This window comes from Nostoc sp. DedQUE04 (assembly GCF_034530995.1).
Lineage (GTDB): Bacteria > Cyanobacteriota > Cyanobacteriia > Cyanobacteriales > Nostocaceae > Nostoc.
This window is the reverse complement of sequence record NZ_JAVRCA010000018.1, coordinates 29,292-46,379: the sequence shown is the minus strand read 5'-3', so window position 1 is coordinate 46,379 and position 17,088 is coordinate 29,292. Positions and strand designations below refer to the sequence as shown.

The 17,088-nt window shown below is 40.0% G+C and carries 13 protein-coding genes, 1 pseudogene and 2 riboswitches; of the genes and pseudogenes, 13 read left to right on the top strand and 1 reads right to left on the bottom strand.

Annotated elements, in window-relative coordinates:
• Window positions 1-83: 83 nt before the first annotated feature.
• On the bottom strand, window positions 84-2,339 hold the full coding sequence (locus RM049_RS15115; protein ID WP_322704750.1) for a ribonucleoside-diphosphate reductase subunit alpha: 2,256 nt from the start codon (window positions 2,337-2,339) through the stop codon (window positions 84-86).
• 289 nt (window positions 2,340-2,628) lie between these two features.
• A riboswitch (cobalamin riboswitch) is annotated at window positions 2,629-2,772 on the top strand.
• A 374-nt stretch (window positions 2,773-3,146) separates the two neighbouring features.
• On the opposite strand from RM049_RS15115, the gene RM049_RS15110 reads away from it, so the two are divergent.
• The 13 genes and pseudogenes from RM049_RS15110 (at window position 3,147) to RM049_RS15050 (ending at window position 17,061) form a co-directional block, all read left to right on the top strand.
• Window positions 3,147-3,401 carry a hypothetical protein gene (locus RM049_RS15110; RefSeq protein WP_322704749.1) on the top strand — a complete coding sequence of 85 codons (255 nt, stop codon included), beginning with the start codon at window positions 3,147-3,149 and terminating at the stop codon, window positions 3,399-3,401.
• A 22-nt stretch (window positions 3,402-3,423) separates the two neighbouring features.
• Window positions 3,424-4,425 (top strand): methyltransferase domain-containing protein, encoded by a 1,002-nt coding sequence (locus RM049_RS15105; protein WP_322704748.1) that lies wholly within the window; start codon window positions 3,424-3,426, stop codon window positions 4,423-4,425.
• 114 nt (window positions 4,426-4,539) lie between these two features.
• Window positions 4,540-5,598 carry a cobalamin biosynthesis protein CobW gene (gene cobW, locus RM049_RS15100; protein ID WP_322704747.1) on the top strand — a complete coding sequence of 353 codons (1,059 nt, stop codon included), beginning with the start codon at window positions 4,540-4,542 and terminating at the stop codon, window positions 5,596-5,598.
• On the top strand, window positions 5,582-6,046 hold the full coding sequence (locus RM049_RS15095) for a hypothetical protein (protein ID WP_322704746.1): 465 nt from the start codon (window positions 5,582-5,584) through the stop codon (window positions 6,044-6,046). Before cobW ends, RM049_RS15095 begins: the two co-directional genes overlap by 17 nt.
• An 18-nt stretch (window positions 6,047-6,064) precedes the next feature.
• Window positions 6,065-6,925, top strand: coding sequence for a class I SAM-dependent methyltransferase (locus RM049_RS15090; RefSeq protein WP_322704745.1), 861 nt, complete (start codon window positions 6,065-6,067; stop codon window positions 6,923-6,925).
• A 5-nt stretch (window positions 6,926-6,930) separates the two neighbouring features.
• Window positions 6,931-7,386: a hypothetical protein gene (locus RM049_RS15085; protein ID WP_322704744.1), complete on the top strand. Its 456-nt coding sequence runs from the start codon at window positions 6,931-6,933 to the stop codon at window positions 7,384-7,386.
• A 341-nt stretch (window positions 7,387-7,727) separates the two neighbouring features.
• Window positions 7,728-8,048 carry a hypothetical protein gene (locus tag RM049_RS15080; RefSeq protein ID WP_322704743.1) on the top strand — a complete coding sequence of 107 codons (321 nt, stop codon included), beginning with the start codon at window positions 7,728-7,730 and terminating at the stop codon, window positions 8,046-8,048.
• Window positions 8,049-8,465: 417 nt separating this feature from the next.
• A pseudogene (locus tag RM049_RS15075) lies at window positions 8,466-9,875 on the top strand (serine hydrolase).
• Window positions 9,876-10,115: 240 nt separating this feature from the next.
• Window positions 10,116-10,266: riboswitch (cobalamin riboswitch) on the top strand.
• A gap of 380 nt (window positions 10,267-10,646) precedes the next feature.
• The gene (locus RM049_RS15070; RefSeq protein WP_322704792.1) at window positions 10,647-12,689 is read left to right on the top strand and encodes a TonB-dependent receptor; all 2,043 of its coding nucleotides are present in this window, start codon (window positions 10,647-10,649) and stop codon (window positions 12,687-12,689) included.
• Between the two features lie 35 nt (window positions 12,690-12,724).
• Complete coding sequence (locus RM049_RS15065; RefSeq protein WP_322704742.1) at window positions 12,725-13,597, top strand: (2Fe-2S) ferredoxin domain-containing protein; 873 nt, start codon at window positions 12,725-12,727, stop codon at window positions 13,595-13,597.
• A 121-nt stretch (window positions 13,598-13,718) separates the two neighbouring features.
• A complete protein-coding gene (locus tag RM049_RS15060; protein ID WP_322704741.1) occupies window positions 13,719-14,936 on the top strand; it encodes an ABC transporter substrate-binding protein in 1,218 nt (405 codons plus the stop codon).
• A 2-nt stretch (window positions 14,937-14,938) separates the two neighbouring features.
• Window positions 14,939-16,027, top strand: a complete 1,089-nt coding sequence (locus RM049_RS15055) for an iron ABC transporter permease (protein ID WP_322704740.1) — start codon at window positions 14,939-14,941, stop codon at window positions 16,025-16,027.
• Window positions 16,024-17,061 carry an ABC transporter ATP-binding protein gene (locus RM049_RS15050; protein WP_322704739.1) on the top strand — a complete coding sequence of 346 codons (1,038 nt, stop codon included), beginning with the start codon at window positions 16,024-16,026 and terminating at the stop codon, window positions 17,059-17,061. The genes RM049_RS15055 and RM049_RS15050 overlap by 4 nt, the downstream gene beginning before the upstream one ends.
• Window positions 17,062-17,088 lie beyond the last annotated feature (27 nt).

The window sequence follows — 17,088 nt, the reverse complement described above, 5'->3', positions numbered from 1 at the left end:
TTAGTTTTCACTCTTAATTGGGCAATGGGTAATGCCCATTGCCTATGCTTGATAACTGATAACTGTTTACTGATGACTAATGTTCAGCTTGCACAAGCAACACATTGCTCGTTCGATTCTTTGAAACTATCTTTTTGGACAGTGCGAATATAGTAGATTGCTTTACAACCCAATTCCCAAGCCAGCATTAGGGTTTCAAAAATATCAAAAGCGGTGAGAGAACGCTCAGGTTCGTCGGGGAAATAAACTCCAGCGTTCAGATTAAACAGTAGTTCCATCGAAATTCCTGTATCAATCCATTGTTGGATTGTGGCGATCGCCCGCACTACTTTTTTCTGATCCAGTGTCTTATTTTCGACATAGAACCATAGATTATCCCGAATGTAAGGCGGTGCGATGGGTACTGAACCCTTGGCCCACTTTTCATAAAAGAATTTGCTGTAAACGGGTAAAACACTGGCTGTACAACCCTGAACTAAAGATGAAGAAGTATTGGGTGCGATCGCTGTAATGTGTGAATTGCGAATACCATGTTGTTTGATATCCTGACTCAATTTTGCGAAGCGTTCTGGAAGACTAGCGTGTTGCAAAAACCATTCCACAGGTTTTGCTCCTATTAAGTGTCCTTTGCTCCATTCACTACCCGCAAAAGCAGGATACGCGCCTCGTTCCTTAGCAAGGAACATTGATGCAGATGTGCAATAGTAACCGATATCTTCAAATAAATCACTGATTTCCTGAAGATGGGTGTAGGTAAGATGACGTTTTGCTAACCAATCGGCTAATCCCATACAGCCCACTCCAATTGTGCGATATTTGGCATTGTGGGTGGCACTAGCATAAAAGGGTGGTGAAGTAAGTTCAATGGTGTTATCTAATATACGTACTGCGATTTGACAAATCTCTGTTCGTTGCTCATCCTCAAGATTTGCCAGATTGATACTTACGAGATTACACGTATGTGCTTCTTCACCAGGTTTCACATTTGACCAAGATTCCTGGCATAAATTCCCACCTGGAATATAGCCCTCATGCTGATTGGGATTAGCTCGGTTCGCGGTATCTTTAAACCACAGGTAAGGCATCCCGGTTTCTAACTGGGTTCGCATCATCTGTTTGAGTAAAAGACGAGCATTCACCCGTTTGTAAAGTGTAATCTCACTTTCTAAACTGGCTTCGATTTGAAGATAAGCCCTTTCAAATGCTTCACCCCAAACTTTTGCCAATTCAATGCCTAAACGAGTTCGCACCTCATAAGGATCAACTAACGTCCATTCTTCATCGGCTGCTACTCGCCGCATAAATTCGTCACTGACAACCAATTGCGGGAACACGTCATAAGCTTTGCGTCGCCCGTCCCCATTCTCTGTTTGCATTTCCAAAAATTCGGGCAAGTCCAAATGCCAAACATCCAGACTGACAGTGACAGCACCTGCTCTGCGTCCACCTTGATTAACTGCTACTGCTGTATCATTCAATAACTTAATCCAGGGAACCACGCCACCAGAGGCATTCTTCTTCCCCATCACCCAACTACCAGTAGCCCGAATGCGAGACAGATTTACGCCCACGCCGCCACCATTTTTAGAAATCCGAGCCGCATCATGAATACCATCAAAAATGCTTTCTAAATTGTCGTCCATCGCCGTAATGAAACAACTGGCAAGAGAACCATTAGGAATCCGCAAGTTCGCTAAAATTGGGGTTGCTAAGGATATTTGACGACGGGCGATCACTTCATAAAATTGCTTTGCCCAGGTTAATCGGTTCTCTGGTGTTTCCACGGAGGCAATCAATAACGCACAAGTTAAAAATGCTTCCTGTGGTAGCTCATTCGCCAGAAGATATCGCTTCGTCAGTAATACTGCTCCGGCATAATCATAGTCGGCATCCCAGTCGGGATTGATCCAAGTGTTAGCAATCTCTAATTCTGCGTCCGTGTAGCTTAAAATGCGGCGATCGTATTGTTCTGATAAAACTTTTGTTTGTACAGTCCGAGCATAATAACCGTACTGATAACCACGGCTAACTGTTATTTCTTTCCACAAACTCCAAATGTGTAATCGCCCTGCTACATAGCGCCAATCGGGTTCTTCAGGACTACACAAATCTAAAGCACAGCGAATTAAATTATCTTGAATTTCTCTTGTGGTAATTCCAGGACGCAATCGAGTTGTCAGATGTGCTTCTAGAGCAATAGAATTTGCTGAAAGTCCGCAACAAGCCCAATTAACCACTGTGCGAATTTTATTAATTTCTAACGGTGTTGTCGAACCATCGCGACGAACAACATAGATATCCGTTGTGGAGTCCTCAAAAAGTGTGGATGAAGCTTGCATACAAGATGTGTTGATGAATTGTAGAAAAATAATTGCAAAAATGGAAAAGAATTGTTCACTAGGTTTGGCAATGTAAATAATTGTTGACGGTGAGCGGAGTCGAACCGTCAGCGCTATGTCAGCAAACGCTGGCAACCCGAAAAAGTTTGTTGGGTTGAAAATTTCTAGAAGAATTGTCCAATAAAAATCCAGAGCAAGCTTTGGTAAAGAATGAGACTTGCCCCGATTAATGACGAATGCCAGTATAGATCGACCATTGATTTTTATGCAAGCAAATCACAGTTGTGTTAGTATTCAGATGAATCTCGGTTCTAGTGGGAAACAGCCGCTAGAGGAAACGGGGAAAGTCCGGTGTAAATCCGGCGCTGTCCCGCAGCTGTAATCAAGGCTTGCCTTGTGAGTCAGAATGCCCGCCGAAGTGAACTTGTAAATTTTGTACATCTGCGAGGCACAGATAAGTATTCTTATGAAGATTTCTACAACTACTCAGCTTTACGTTCTCATAGCCCCACATATCAAAACGCTACAGATTACGACTTTCTATGAGAGGGTAAGCGATTAATTTCCGGTACAAGTTGTGTCTTGAGATGCAGCGCTTCGCTATCGCTGCTGCAAGCAGATCGCAATTACTACTCCAGATGATAGTATCGCTTGCAAATAGTCACAGCAACAAAAAAACTCTGTATTAACTAACAGATGGAAGTTGTTCAAAACAGGTAATAAATGGCGTGTATGACGTACATAGTCCTGTTCCATATTACCCATAGAAATTGCTAATTTACTAGCCTAATACTTCAGTTAATCATCATGCCGAAATTCTATCTTCACCGAGTTGGTCAGATTCCTACTGCTATTCATCCCTTTGTCAAACAAACGGCTCTCCCTCAAGGCAAATACAAGCCCAGTCTACTTCAAGGGAAAATTATTCAAGATGTTCAAAACTTTGCAACGTCGATGTATCGAATGATGTATATTGCAATCGCCTCTGTCGGGCGGTTACGACATCGCTCGTCTAATTCGGGACAAGCAGCAATAAGTAAACCGTTAGATCGACTCAAATAGGTGTACAAGAGCGTTCAAAAAAATGTCAACTTTATTATATTCTGTAATTGGTTTTCTTCTGCTTTTAGTAATTGGAATTGCGGCTTATTTCCTAACTGCCCGCAAGTATCAATCTTCATCCACAGTCGCCAATTCCTATGATCAATGGACGCTTGACGGTATCCTAGAGTTTTATTGGGGGGAACACATTCACCTTGGTCATTACGGTTCGCCGCCACGAAGTAAGGATTTTTTGGCTGCTAAATCTGACTTTGTACATGAAATGGTGAAATGGGGTGGAATAGAAAAATTATCTCCTGGTACTACTGTCTTAGATGTTGGCTGTGGGATTGGGGGTAGCAGCCGGATTTTAGCGCAGGATTATGGATTTGCTGTCACAGGGATTACCATCAGCCCACAGCAGGTGAAACGCGCCCAGGAGTTAACACCCCTTGGGCTAAACGCCCAGTTTGCGGTTGATGATGCAATGGCATTGTCGTTTCCAGATGCCAGTTTTGATGTGGTCTGGTCAATCGAAGCAGGCCCTCACATGCCAGATAAAACTGTTTTTGCTAGAGAATTAATGCGGGTGCTAAAGCCTGGTGGAGTGCTGGTTGTAGCTGACTGGAATCAGAGGGATGACCGCCAAAAGCCGCTAAATTTTTGGGAAAAACCGGTAATGCGGCAACTTCTCGATCAGTGGTCTCATCCAGCTTTTTCCAGTATTGAAGGCTTTTCCGAGCTTTTGGCGGGGACAGAATTAGTTGAGGGGGAGGTAATTACGGCAGACTGGACGCAAGAAACCCTTCCTTCTTGGTTCGATTCGATTTGGCAAGGGATAGCTCGACCAGAGGGATTGGTGCGTTTTGGGCTGTCTGGTTTCATCAAGTCTGTGCGGGAAGTACCGACACTTTTACTGATGCGTTTGGCGTTTGGTGCAGGGCTGTGCCGATTTGGAATGTTCCGCGCTGTGCGGGCAAACTCACGCACAGAATTGATGGACAGAAACTTTGCCAACCAAAATTCCTCAAGCTTGGTTCGGTAGCGATCGCAGCTAGTGATAAATATTTGGATTTTAAGACCTGCTGACTGGGTGATATCTGCGGTTAGAACTTCTTTCTGCACATCGCAAGATTAATCAACAAACGACACACTTTATATGCAAAAAATTCCCGTCACAGTAATTACAGGATTTCTAGGCGCAGGCAAAACGACGTTAATTCGCCATTTACTGCAAAACAATGAGGGACGACGCATTGCTGTTTTGGTGAATGAATTTGGAGAAATCGGAATTGATGGCGAACTTTTGCGTGATTGCCGAGTTTGTGACGATGAAGAAGATTCCAACAGTAATATTGTTGAACTCACCAACGGTTGTCTGTGCTGTACGGTGCAAGAAGAATTCCTCCCCGCGATGCAAGAATTACTTCAGCGACGCGCCAACCTTGACTGTATGTTAATTGAAACCTCTGGACTAGCACTCCCAAAACCATTGGTGCAAGCATTTCGCTGGCCCGAAATTCGCACAGGCGCTACAGTTGACAGCGTAATTACTGTAGTGGACTGTGAAGCGTTGGCAACTAATCAATATGTAGGCGATTTAGCAGCCCTCTTAGCACAGCGACAAGCCGACTCTAGTCTAGAACACGAAACACCCATTGAGGAACTGTTTGAAGATCAACTGGCTTGTGCTGATTTAGTGTTGCTTACTAAGAGCGATCGCGTTGACGAACAAACGCAAGTTAGGGTGCAGGATTGGCTAAAGCAGAACTTATCGCCTGGTGTAAAAGTCATTCCTTGTCAGGATGGTAAAATCAGTGGCGATTTGTTACTTGGTTTCAATGCTGCGGTAGAAGACAACTTAGAAAGTCGTCCCAGTCACCACGATACTGAAGAAGAACACGAACATGATGAAGGGATTAATGCAGTACAACTACTGCTAGACCAAGCATTTGAGCCGACTGTTCTAGTCAAACGCTTGCAAACATTGGTGCAACAGCAAGAAATTTATCGAATTAAGGGATTTGTAGCAGTTCCGAACAAAGCCATGCGTCTGGTACTACAGGGTGTCGGCAATCGATTTGACTATTTTTACGATCGGACTTGGCAACCCCACGAACCCCGTCAAACGCGATTAGTGTTGATTGGTCGGGAGCTTGAGCAGGTTCGCATTGAGTCATTAGTGTTGGGGGAGGAAGTCAATGCGACCATCCAATAGTGTTTGGCAAGGAAATTTCGGCTACTGGCAAAACAGCTTTATCCATAACAATATACTGGTAATCGGTTATACAGGATGGAAAGGATTTCAATTATTTGGGCGGGGAGTTGTTATTTGTGATGTGGATACTAAAGTTGCTCACCCGACAAATACAAGTCTTGATACAGTTCCCTTCACCCTGCAATTTCTTCCTTCCGATCTGATTAGGTTTTACTTGCGTTCGTTTCAGGATGGCGGATTTATATCACAATCAATCTGTTCATCCATGATTTCATCAATTTTACCCGCGATCGCAACATACAATCCCCACCAAGATATTCTTCTGGTGCTAAAGGCTGAACCTCAGATTGAGGTGAATTTTTTACATCAACTAAAAATTACTCCACCCGATTGCTACGAACAAGTTTGCAAGCGATGGTCAGAATTTAATCCAAGCCTAATACCCTAAAACTTACTTTATTGATGAATGCTCAAGCCAAAATCAAGCAAAATTCCCAAAGCAACTCGTTACCAAAATGCAGCGATAGATTATTACATGGGACTTACAAATTCCGACTATCTCCATTACGGGTATTGGGAACCACTACCTACTGTGGGTGAAGAATTAACTCTAACTCGCCTGCGTGCGGCGCAAGCTGCATATACAGCCAAACTTTTGAGTTTTATCCCAGAAGGTATAAAAACTGTGCTTGACGTAGGCTGCGGGATTGGTGGTAATGCGGCATATTTATGCTCACGCGGTTTCAGCGTTGAGGGATTAGCACCCGACGCACTCCAGCAAGAGAGATTTATTCACAATACCAACTCTCAAGTACCTTTCTACTTAACGAGATTTGAAGATTTTCACAAATCATACTCCTACGATTTAGTTCTGTTCAGCGAAAGCAGTCAATATATTGCTGTTGACGATTTGGCTCAGGGTGCGGCTCGTTTACTAAGTAGTGGTGGCTACTTGCTGCTTGCCGATATGATGCGTTCTGATGCCGAATACCGAGAAGGTATTTTTTCTAATTGTCATGTCGCCAGTGAGCTTCAAACAGCGTTGATACAAACTGGATTCAAGTTAATTAAGACTGAGGACATCTCCACTCAAGTTGCACCAACGATTGACTTGTGTGTTGATAACTTCCGTACTTTTGGGCTGACTACAGTTAAATATATTGCTGATATTGTGGCGATCGCACTCCCACCATTATACTCACTCGGTCGTTGGGCATTTAAGCGCTGGCTAGAAAAGTTAGTTGTCGAGGGATTAGCAGCACGTGCAATTTTTGAGAGCCATTTATGTTATTCCATCCAACTCTGGCAGTTATCACAAGGAGTTTAATTAAAATGACCCCAGAAATAAACACCCAAGATTGGCAACAAGCTTTTATCGCCACCAATATATTAGCAATTGGTTACAACGCTTGGATAGGTTATTTAGGAGGAGAACGTGGTGTCGTGATTTGCAGCACCAATTCTCCGCATTTAAGTATGGCTGGCGAAACATTTAAAGCGCATTTTATCGGGCGTAAAAATCTTGCAGCTTTCTTAAATGCTTGGTTAGCAGCACCCGATACCGTACTGTTACAAAGACACTTCATGAATGCTCATATTATCGAAGCTGTAGATAAGTATAATCCCCAAAAAGATGTTGTATTTTTATTGGAGTACGGTCATCAAGCTGGGTTTTTCTATTTAACTAAATTACCAATCACACCACCCCAATGTTACCAAACTGTATGCAAAGAATGGGCAGAATTCCAACCTCAGCACACCCTCTCAATAGGAGTAAAAACACAATGATACTCATCTAAAAAAAAAAGCTTTCTGTAAATTGCGATTTATAGAGCTTTCATAGCAAAGTTCAAGCTTCAAAAACCCCAATCTTAAAAACTTCAAAATTATTGTTCCCAATACTGGGTAATTAGATTTTATCTATTTACCCAATTTCCATGTATTTATAATTAATGAATGCTCTTGATTAAATGTAAAAAATCATTAATAATTTCTCATGATTACTGCTGGATATATTGATATTTATTGATAAAATAATTAAAATTTAATTTTGATGGTAAAAATAGACTGACATTGAAATTTTCAGGTGTTAAGGTTATGCAGTCCAATAGCATATTATGGAGAAAGTAGTGAAAAAACTACCTCTAATATTATTTGCAAGCTCAACATTTGTTAGCTCGTTGCTACTGAATTTATTCTTAGAAAAATCCGCCAAAGCAGATAATCCCAATCAGCAAAAATCACCTGAGAATGTTTCGACAAATAATGCTCATACAGCCACTTTAAATTGTCAACGTCAAAACTGTAGTGGAAATGCTCATCTGGCAACTTTCAACCGCCTTTTTATGGCAAAAGCCGATAATCTTCAGGCTGATAATCAAAAAGTGATAGAACTAAATATGACAGATGAAGAAAGTGATGCTGCGATACCTTCGGTAAGCTATCGCTAACGCCAAATTTGGCTGTGATTGTCCAAGAGCTATAAATGCACTACGTCAGACGCGAGGAATCACTATCGGAGTTGAAGGTGAGTATCTTTCACCAGCAGAGAAAATCACACCCTGTACAGATAAAAAGACACAGAATGATTCTCAATCAACTAATACTCAATAGTAAAATACTAAGTTATTGGGTGCTTCTAGAGTAATTTGTGAAAGCTTTGTCCACCCGTTTTTTTTAACGGGTGTAAATTTAATTATACCGACTTTCATAAAGCCGAATCAATATTCACTGTATCAGCTTTCATTTACTATCTAAAATCCTTGACATTTTATATTTTCTTGCTTATGATTTTCAATCAGTTCTGACCTGATTTACTTCCCTGAAAATCTCTGTAAGTAAATTCAATATTCTCCTCACTATACTGTATGAAATTACGCTGGTTATTGTTGAGCTTAATTAGTATTTTACTGCTATCTTCTCCTGCAAGAGCAACTCGATTAGAATCCTGGCACTTTGACCCCAATCAGAATCAGCTTGACCTAACCACTGACTCAGGTATTCAACCGAGAGTTTTTTTAATTGATAACCCTAAAAGGCTTGTCATTGACTTATCAGGAACTACTTTGAGCTACCCGACAACCAAACAAAACTTTGGCTCAAAGATTCAAGAAATTCGGGTAGCACAGCTTGACCCCCAGACAACCCGACTCGTAATTGAATTAGCACCTGGTTATACTGTCTCTTTGCAAAGTGTAATAGTCAGAATCTCTTCTGACTCTCATTGGGTCGTTAAATTATCATCAATTGAAAAGATAGCTGCGACGGGAGTTGTGGAGTGGGGAATAGAGGCTGACGAACAATCCTCCCAAACACCAATTTCCATTACCCCTAATCTCCAGCAAAAACGCCAAGTTCTCTTATTCCAAAATAAAGCGCCTTTACAAAATATTGCAACTATTAATAAACTGAATCCACCAGATATACTCACTAAACCAATCAATGCTTCTATGTTTGCTGGAGTAGTTCCTTTAGGTGAGGAAATACTACAACTAAAATCTCAAATTAATGCATTGATGGCTCGTTACAGTTTCCTCAAGCCAGGGATGTTTTTTGTGGATTTAGAGACGGGTAACTATTTGGATATTAGTGGCAACAAAGTATTTCCCGCCGCGAGTACGATTAAGTTTCCAATTTTGATTGCTTTATTTGAGAGAATAGATGCGGGTAATATCAAACTAAATGACACTCTGGTAATGCGGCGAGACTTGGTTGCAAGTGGCTCTGGAGACTTGCAGTATCAACATGTGGGAACCAAGTTGACTGTGCTGCAAACCATAAACAAAATGATTAGCATCAGCGATAATACCGCCACAAACATGATTATTGACCGTTTGGGTGGTAAGGTAAAATTAAATCAACGGTTTCACAGTTGGGGATTGAAAAATACTGTAATTCGTCATTTATTGGGAGATTTTAAGGGAACTAATACCACCAGTCCCGCCGACTTAGTAAAATTATCAGCATTGATTTAGTATCATAAGTTAATTTCAGATGCGAGTCGCTCCCAGGCATTAGACATTTTAAATCATTGCCATAACAAAAAGTTGCTGGCAGCCGGTTTGGGTTCGGGAGCAATAATTGCTCATAAAACAGGTGATATTGGGTTTGTTATTGGGGATGCAGGTATTATTGAGATGCCTAATGGCAAGCGTTACTTAGCAGGGATTTTTGTGAGAAGACCTTACAATGACACTAAAGGTAGGGATTTTGTTCGTCAAGTTTCTCAGTTGGTATATAAATATTTAGACCAACCAAAATTAACTCAGTTACCTTAAGGAATGTAGATTAAAGTAAATGCAAAACTCTGTTTTATAACCTCCCCAAAAATACGTTAGGAATGTAATACACCTGACGAAATTAAATCTACAATGTCCGCAAAGTCCCCTTTACTATCAGTTAGGGGATTTACTTTATGCGTGTTATCTGTAGCACAAGTCTAATTTCATATCTAGTCAGTGATATAGAGAATCAAAATTGTTATCGACTGAATTTACATATACACAATAACTATGGTAATGTGACACATAACTGTCGGTTCTGATGGTGAGCAGCCATCAGGCGCAAGGGGGAAAGTTCGGTGTAAATCCGGCGCTGTCCCGCAGCTGTAATGAGACGAATAGAACGTGTCTCAAAGTCAGAATGCCCGCCGACTCACTCTAGACACAAAACATTTATCTGCGAGGCACAGATGATACATTTGATTAATAAATTTCATGGGTATAGATACTGTTTTAAGACAGTACCCTCTGCAAGTTTTACTAATTCGCTTCGCTGTTGGTAACGATACTCAATTTTGGGTTGTTCTATAGTAATTTGGGTATCCATAAGGAATACCACAAAGTATTTTTTGCTATCCAAATAGTATCCACCATGATTTAGGTTTAGTAATGCATTGCAGCAAGCTAGTTAAAACCTAAATCCCAAAAACTCATAGCACAAATAAATACCTGTTTTTACTGAAAACGAGGAGTTTCATGTCCACTTCCCGTGTCGTTACTTATTGTGAATTTTTCTCAAAAATCTTCGTTTTTACCACAATCTATGCGATGGTATGTGGGGGATACATAGCCATCGCTAATCAAGTTCCACAAATATCTGAGTTTCCCAAGTATGAAGGTACTGCAAGAGACTTACAACCAGTTGCACAAGTAACACCTGAAAATACTCCAGCATCCACGGAAGAACCAGATATTGAATTAACAGTCATCGACAAGCTATTGAATGAACCCGTTTACTCACCCTTTCGCCGCGAGGGGACAGTGAAAGATTCCACCCGTCCAGTTTATGTGATTACGGGTGAAGAAATGGAAGCGCAGGGTGCTAGAACTGTCAGAGAAGCACTAAAATTTCTGACAGGTATCTTACCTGATGGTACAGTTGGCACAGAAGTGAATGCCTTAAGCGGTCAATTTATCCGAGGTTCTAACTCTGCACAAGTCTTAATTTTGCTTGATGGTAGACCAATTAACGATTTAGGTTCTGGTGGTTTTGACCTTTCAGAATTTACTACCAATATCGTTGAAAGAGTCGAAGTGTTACCAGGTGGTGGTTCTACTCTTTATGGTTCCGATGCAATTGGGGGAGTGATTAACATCATCACTCGTCGTCCCACAGAAAAAGTGACGACACAAGCGGGAGTCACCCTTGGCGCGTATGGGTTAAATCAGCAGACTATCAGTAATAGTGGGAAAGTCGGCAATATTGGTTGGGTTGTAGGTTACAACCGTACCGAAGCCGAAAATAACTATCCTTTTTCTATCCCAGAAGCTAATTTCAAGGGAACTAGGGAAAATAATGATGTTCTCTACAATAACTTTAATGTCAAGCTAGAGGCGGATTTAGGAAAGCGTAACACCCTAACCTTGTCAACTCTATATTTAGGTAAAGACCAAGGAGTTCCAGGAGGAGTCCCCATTCCTGAACCATTGTATGGTCAAGGTTATTTTAACTCATTGACTGATAGCGATCGCAAATACACAGACCAAGTTCTCACCGATTTAACCTGGAACTCAAAATTAGGAGGTGGGGATGATTCACTACTAACAGCAAGAGTTTACGCAGATTTCCTTAACACTCGTTATGATAGTCGCAATTCATCCCAAGCACGGTATGATAATGGGCAGACTTCTTATGGATTGCAAACACAACACAGTTGGAAATTTGCTCATAATCAAACCTTAGTTTATGGCTTTGATTATCGCAATGTATCAGCTACTAATAGTACATTCGACTTTTCTGCTAATACAAAAACAGTCACTTACGACGATAGTATTAGTCAAGGGGCGCTATTTGCTAGATATGAAATTAACTTTACCCCTGGTTTCACTGCCAACTTAGGTTTACGCCAAGATTTTAGCAGCTTGACAAATGGCTCTTTTACATCACCGAGTGTAGGAGCAAAATTTGCACTTACAGATACTACCACTCTCAGAGCTAATTATATCAAGAATTTCCGTGCGCCGAATCTTTTCAGCTTATATGCCAATGGTGGTAGTTACGTTGGTAATCCTAATCTTCGTCCAGAGAAAGGCGATAGTTATGATATTGGAATTGACCAGAAGCTAGGCAATTTTGGTTTATTGCGCTTGACCTATTTTAACAATACAATATCAGATTTAATCGCCTATAACTTTGCTGTTCCGGTAGCTACTTACGAAAATATTGGTAAGGTTCGGACTACGGGAATCGAAGCGGTTTTAAATTTGCAGCTAGCGAAGAATATCTACGCTTTTGTTAGTTATACAGCAAATGATCCCCGGATTTTGAAAAGTACAAATTCTGTTGAAGTTGATAAAGAATTACGATTCGCAGGTGCAGATAGTTTAAATGCAGGACTTTCTTATGAAACTTCTCAAGGTTTATATGCTGGAATACTGATGCATTCTTTGGGTGCATATCCCATAAACAATACTAATACAGAATTTTTGTCTGGTTATACTACTTTTGATTTCAAAATGCGGGTTTCTCTCAGTGATAACTTAATATTAACAGGCAGTCTGGATAATATCTTTAACCAGAGATACCAATTATTTCCTGGTTATCCTGATGGGGGGAGGGTTTTTCAAGTTGGGTTGAGTTCTACGTTTTGAAGTCAAGAGTTTTTTCACGCAGAGAGGAGTTTTGAATGACTGAATTTAATTGTTGGGTAACTCCAGTAAATAAGGTTGTGATTGAGGCTTTATCTACGGGGGGGTCTATTGAATATGAATATTTTGATTCTAGTACCGATGTTTTGTCGTCGCTACTTTACACTTTATTTCAGCAAAATTGGCAGCAGGTAGGGGTAGGACATATTGTTCAAGGAGGTGTATTAGAATTAGAATTTAATGCTCCACCCAAAATTTGTATTCTCTATGATGGATATCTCACAGTAGTCACAGAAGGCTGGCATTTGCATCTATGTATAGAGGCAAATTTAGGTGGCCCTCATTGTAAGACTCCTTTGGAATTAAGGCAACAACGTCAAGTAAATCGTGCTGCATTTTATCGACGGTTTAATGCAGAAGGTATCCCTAGAAGTTGGGGAATAGATTTTTGGAATGGTGCAGATGAAAACCTCATGACTATTTTCTTGCCAAATCCGTATGTAGAAGGTGAGAATTTATTACCAGAAGGTAAGCCGAATTTATCAAAGTTAGCTTTTTATGAGGAACTACGAGATATTTATGTATTGGGAAACCAGCCTATACCGTTTACTAAAAACCCCCTCAAACATTCTTATATCTCAGTTTGTACCTCTACTCGCTGTCTTCCTTCACGCAAATGGCAACCCACATTTGATGCTTTAAAATCCGCAGTTGAAAATGCAGGTTTAGACATAGAAGTAAGAACATCTGGCTGTTTGGAAGTTTGCCAACAAGGGCCAGTAGTATTTTATTCTGATGATAGGACTTGGTACACTCGCGTTAACTCAAATATAGCGGAAACTATTGTGAATGAACATTTGGTAAAAGGTAACAAAGTTATTGAACATTGCTATCCACCAAATTCCGTATAACTTCTATTTTTAAGAATCTCACGCGAAGACATAAAACAGATTTTATTTAGTTCATTTTCTTTTCTCTTCTGTCACTCTCTGCGCCTCTCTGCGTGAGAAAAATTCTATTTACTCAAACCCCATGAAATTGGTAAAATATCATCACTTAAAACCCATTATTTTTTTATGCCAATTTTTCTTAATTGCCACTTTAATTATTGCTTGCCATAGTACAGCAATTAACACATATACAAATACCAATAATAACGGCTGTATTCAAAAATATGACCCCAATACTGATTACTTCCCTAATAAAATTAAGATTACTCATGCAACAGGCTTCGCAGTAGAGTATCATAAACACTACAAAATTGTCACTATAAAAAATCCTTGGCAGAATGCCAACACAAAGTTTCAATATGTTTTAGTCCAATGTGGAACTCCCACACCAAAAGAATTTAATCAAGCACGGGTAATTACAGTTCCCATTAATTCCATAGTCTCTCTATCTACTACTCATTTACCTCACCTAGCGAAATTAGGTGTAGTTGAGAAACTGATTGGTATTAGTAATAGTAAACAAGTCAATACTCCTGATGTAGTCGAGAGAATCAAAGCCGGGAAATTAGCACAGGTAGGTGATAATTCCAATGTGGATATAGAGAAAGTACTAGAATTAAATCCTGACTTGGTAACAACTTTTGGTACTGGAAATTCCCAAACTGATAGTTATACTAAACTTACAGAGGCGGGTTTGAAAGTGGGGATAAATTCTGAATATATGGAAGACACGCCACTGGGAAAAAGCGAATGGTTAAAATTTACTGCTTCGTTTTTTAATAAAGACGAGCTAGCAGAAAAAATATTTAGTGAAATTGCTAATAAATATGAACGAGTAGCTCAAAAAGCTAAAGCTGTAAAAAATCGTCCAGCTATATTTGTTGGGTTCAATTTTAAAGGAACTTGGTATATGCCTGGGGGTAAAAGTTACGTAGCTAAATATCTGGCTGACGCAGGAGCAAATTATCTCTGGAGTGATGATAAATCCTCTGGTAGTTTACCTTTATCTTTTGAAGTTGTTTTGGAACGTGCAGCCAATTCTGACTACTGGTTGAATTTTAGTCAATCTTGGAAGAAATTAAAGGATTTAGTCGCAGAAGATAATCGCTATGCTGATTTTAAGGCTGTGAAAACAGGCAATCTTTACAATAATAATGCCCGTGTGAATGAAAGTGGAGGTAATGATTACTGGGAAAGCGGAATTAGTAACCCAGATATGGTTTTATCTGATTTGATTAAAATACTGCATCCAGAGATATTACCTAACCATAAACTATTTTATTATCACAAACTTAATTAATAATGTTAAACGAAAAATATAAATTGAAACTTACCTTATTAACCCAAAAATCTCCGGTTTTTAAAACCATTATTTTCTTAATTATACTTATAAGTTTAATCTTGGCTTTTTTATTAGACTTGGCTTTAGGTTCAGTTGATATTCCTCTTAATGAAGTAATAAAAATTTTGCTAGGACTTGAACCAGAGAAGGTAACATGGACTCATATTATTCTCAAATTTCGCCTACCTAAAGCTTTAACTGCAACTTTAGCAGGTGCGGCTTTAGGTGTGAGTGGGTTACAAATGCAAACCCTATTTAAAAACCCTTTAGCGGGGCCTTTTGTATTGGGAATTAGTTCTGGTGCAAGTTTAGGTGTAGCGTTAGTTGTGCTGACAGCAAGTGCTACAACACCAACATTATTAGTAGATTTGGGGATAATTAGTGATTTTGGTTTAGTCATAGCCGCAAGTCTCGGCGCAGCATCGGTTTTAGGGATGATGTTAGTTGTTTATCGCCGAGTGCAAGATACGATGACACTATTAATTTTAGGTTTATTGTTTGGTTATGCTACTAGTGCAATTGTTAGTATTTTGTTGCAGTTTAGCTCAAAAGAACGTATCCAAAGTTATATTATGTGGACTTTTGGTAGTTTTGCTGGGGTGACTTGGAGACAGTTAGTTGTTTTAATTCCTGTGATAATTTTGAGTTTATTAGGAGCAGTGTTGCAATCAAAATCTTTGAATGCACTTTTGCTCGGTGAATCTTATGCACGTAGTCTAGGTTTAACTATGCAAAAAACTAGATTTTCAATTATTACTAGTGCATCTATATTAGCTGGAGCAATTACCGCTTTTTGTGGTCCTATAGCGTTTCTAGGTGTGGCTATTCCCCATTTATGTCGTAGTCTGTTCAATACTTCCGACCATCGAATATTAATCCCTAGTGTAACAATGATGGGTGCAATCTTAGCATTGTTTGCAGATTTGTTTTCTCAACTTGCGGTAAGTCAGATGGTTTTACCTTTAAATGCTGTCACCGCTTTAATTGGAACTCCTGTTGTGACTTGGGTAATTCTGCGGCGTAATTCCCAAAAATCTTTTCCGTCATGAATGATGCAATTTTAACTACTCACAATTTGACTATTGGTTATAAAACATCCCGAAAAACTGTTCGGTGTGTTGCATCGGATATTTCGGTATCTCTGCAAGCTGGGGAACTTGTATGCTTACTTGGCCCTAATGGTGCGGGTAAATCTACATTACTGCGATCGCTCGCCGGAATGCAACCCCCAATATCAGGTGAAGTGCGACTCTTAGGAGAAAATATTTACAAGTTAGCACCACAAGAATTAGCCAAACGCCTGAGTTTGGTACTCACCGAGAAAGTTGATGTCGGAATGCTATCAGCCTACACCTTGGTAACTCTGGGGCGATATCCTTACACTGATTGGTGGGGAAATTTGACACCCGAAGATGAAGCAATAGTACATTGGGCAATAAAATCTGTAGGAGCAGTACACTTAGCACAACGCCAAGTTAGCGAATTAAGTGATGGTGAACGCCAAAAAATTATGATTGCGCGTGCGTTGGCTCAGTCGCCTATTGTTATGTTACTTGATGAGCCAACAGTATTTCTAGATTTACCGCGACGGGTGGAAATTATGCAGTTGTTGCGTCAGTTAGCACGGGAAACTAATCAGGCTATTCTCCTTTCAACTCACGATTTAAATTTAGCTTTGCGTCTTGCTGATAAAATTTGGCTATTATCAACTAGTGGAATTTTACACGTTGGTGCACCAGAAGATTTAGTGTTGAGTGGTGCATTTGCTGATACTTTTAAGAGTGAAGGTGTGGAGTTCAATGTTGCTTCTGGAGAATTTCATCTCCATACGTCCCATAAGGGAGAAATTAATGTGATAGGTGAGGGAATTGCAACTGTATGGACTATTCGTGCTTTACAAAGAGTGGGATTCTTGGTTACTCGAAGTGCAAAGTCTTTTACTGTAGAAGATACGACGCAAACACAAATCTCAGTAGAAGTTATATCAAACTCTGCACAAGTTTTGTGGCGAATCGCAAACAATAACACTGTGTACACTCATCATTCATTGTATGAAATGATTAAATTTTTGGATTGTTTATAAAAGCATTGTTCCTAATTTATTGAGATT

Coding starts and splice junctions, on each gene's coding strand:
- RM049_RS15115 (WP_322704750.1), bottom strand. CDS start 2,339: ATGCAAGCTTCATCCACACTTTTTGAGGACTCCACAACGGATATCTAT.
- RM049_RS15110 (WP_322704749.1), top strand. CDS start 3,147: ATGCCGAAATTCTATCTTCACCGAGTTGGTCAGATTCCTACTGCTATT.
- RM049_RS15105 (WP_322704748.1), top strand. CDS start 3,424: ATGTCAACTTTATTATATTCTGTAATTGGTTTTCTTCTGCTTTTAGTA.
- cobW (WP_322704747.1), top strand. CDS start 4,540: ATGCAAAAAATTCCCGTCACAGTAATTACAGGATTTCTAGGCGCAGGC.
- RM049_RS15095 (WP_322704746.1), top strand. CDS start 5,582: ATGCGACCATCCAATAGTGTTTGGCAAGGAAATTTCGGCTACTGGCAA.
- RM049_RS15090 (WP_322704745.1), top strand. CDS start 6,065: ATGCTCAAGCCAAAATCAAGCAAAATTCCCAAAGCAACTCGTTACCAA.
- RM049_RS15085 (WP_322704744.1), top strand. CDS start 6,931: ATGACCCCAGAAATAAACACCCAAGATTGGCAACAAGCTTTTATCGCC.
- RM049_RS15070 (WP_322704792.1), top strand. CDS start 10,647: ATGGTATGTGGGGGATACATAGCCATCGCTAATCAAGTTCCACAAATA.
- RM049_RS15065 (WP_322704742.1), top strand. CDS start 12,725: ATGACTGAATTTAATTGTTGGGTAACTCCAGTAAATAAGGTTGTGATT.
- RM049_RS15060 (WP_322704741.1), top strand. CDS start 13,719: ATGAAATTGGTAAAATATCATCACTTAAAACCCATTATTTTTTTATGC.
- RM049_RS15055 (WP_322704740.1), top strand. CDS start 14,939: ATGTTAAACGAAAAATATAAATTGAAACTTACCTTATTAACCCAAAAA.
- RM049_RS15050 (WP_322704739.1), top strand. CDS start 16,024: ATGAATGATGCAATTTTAACTACTCACAATTTGACTATTGGTTATAAA.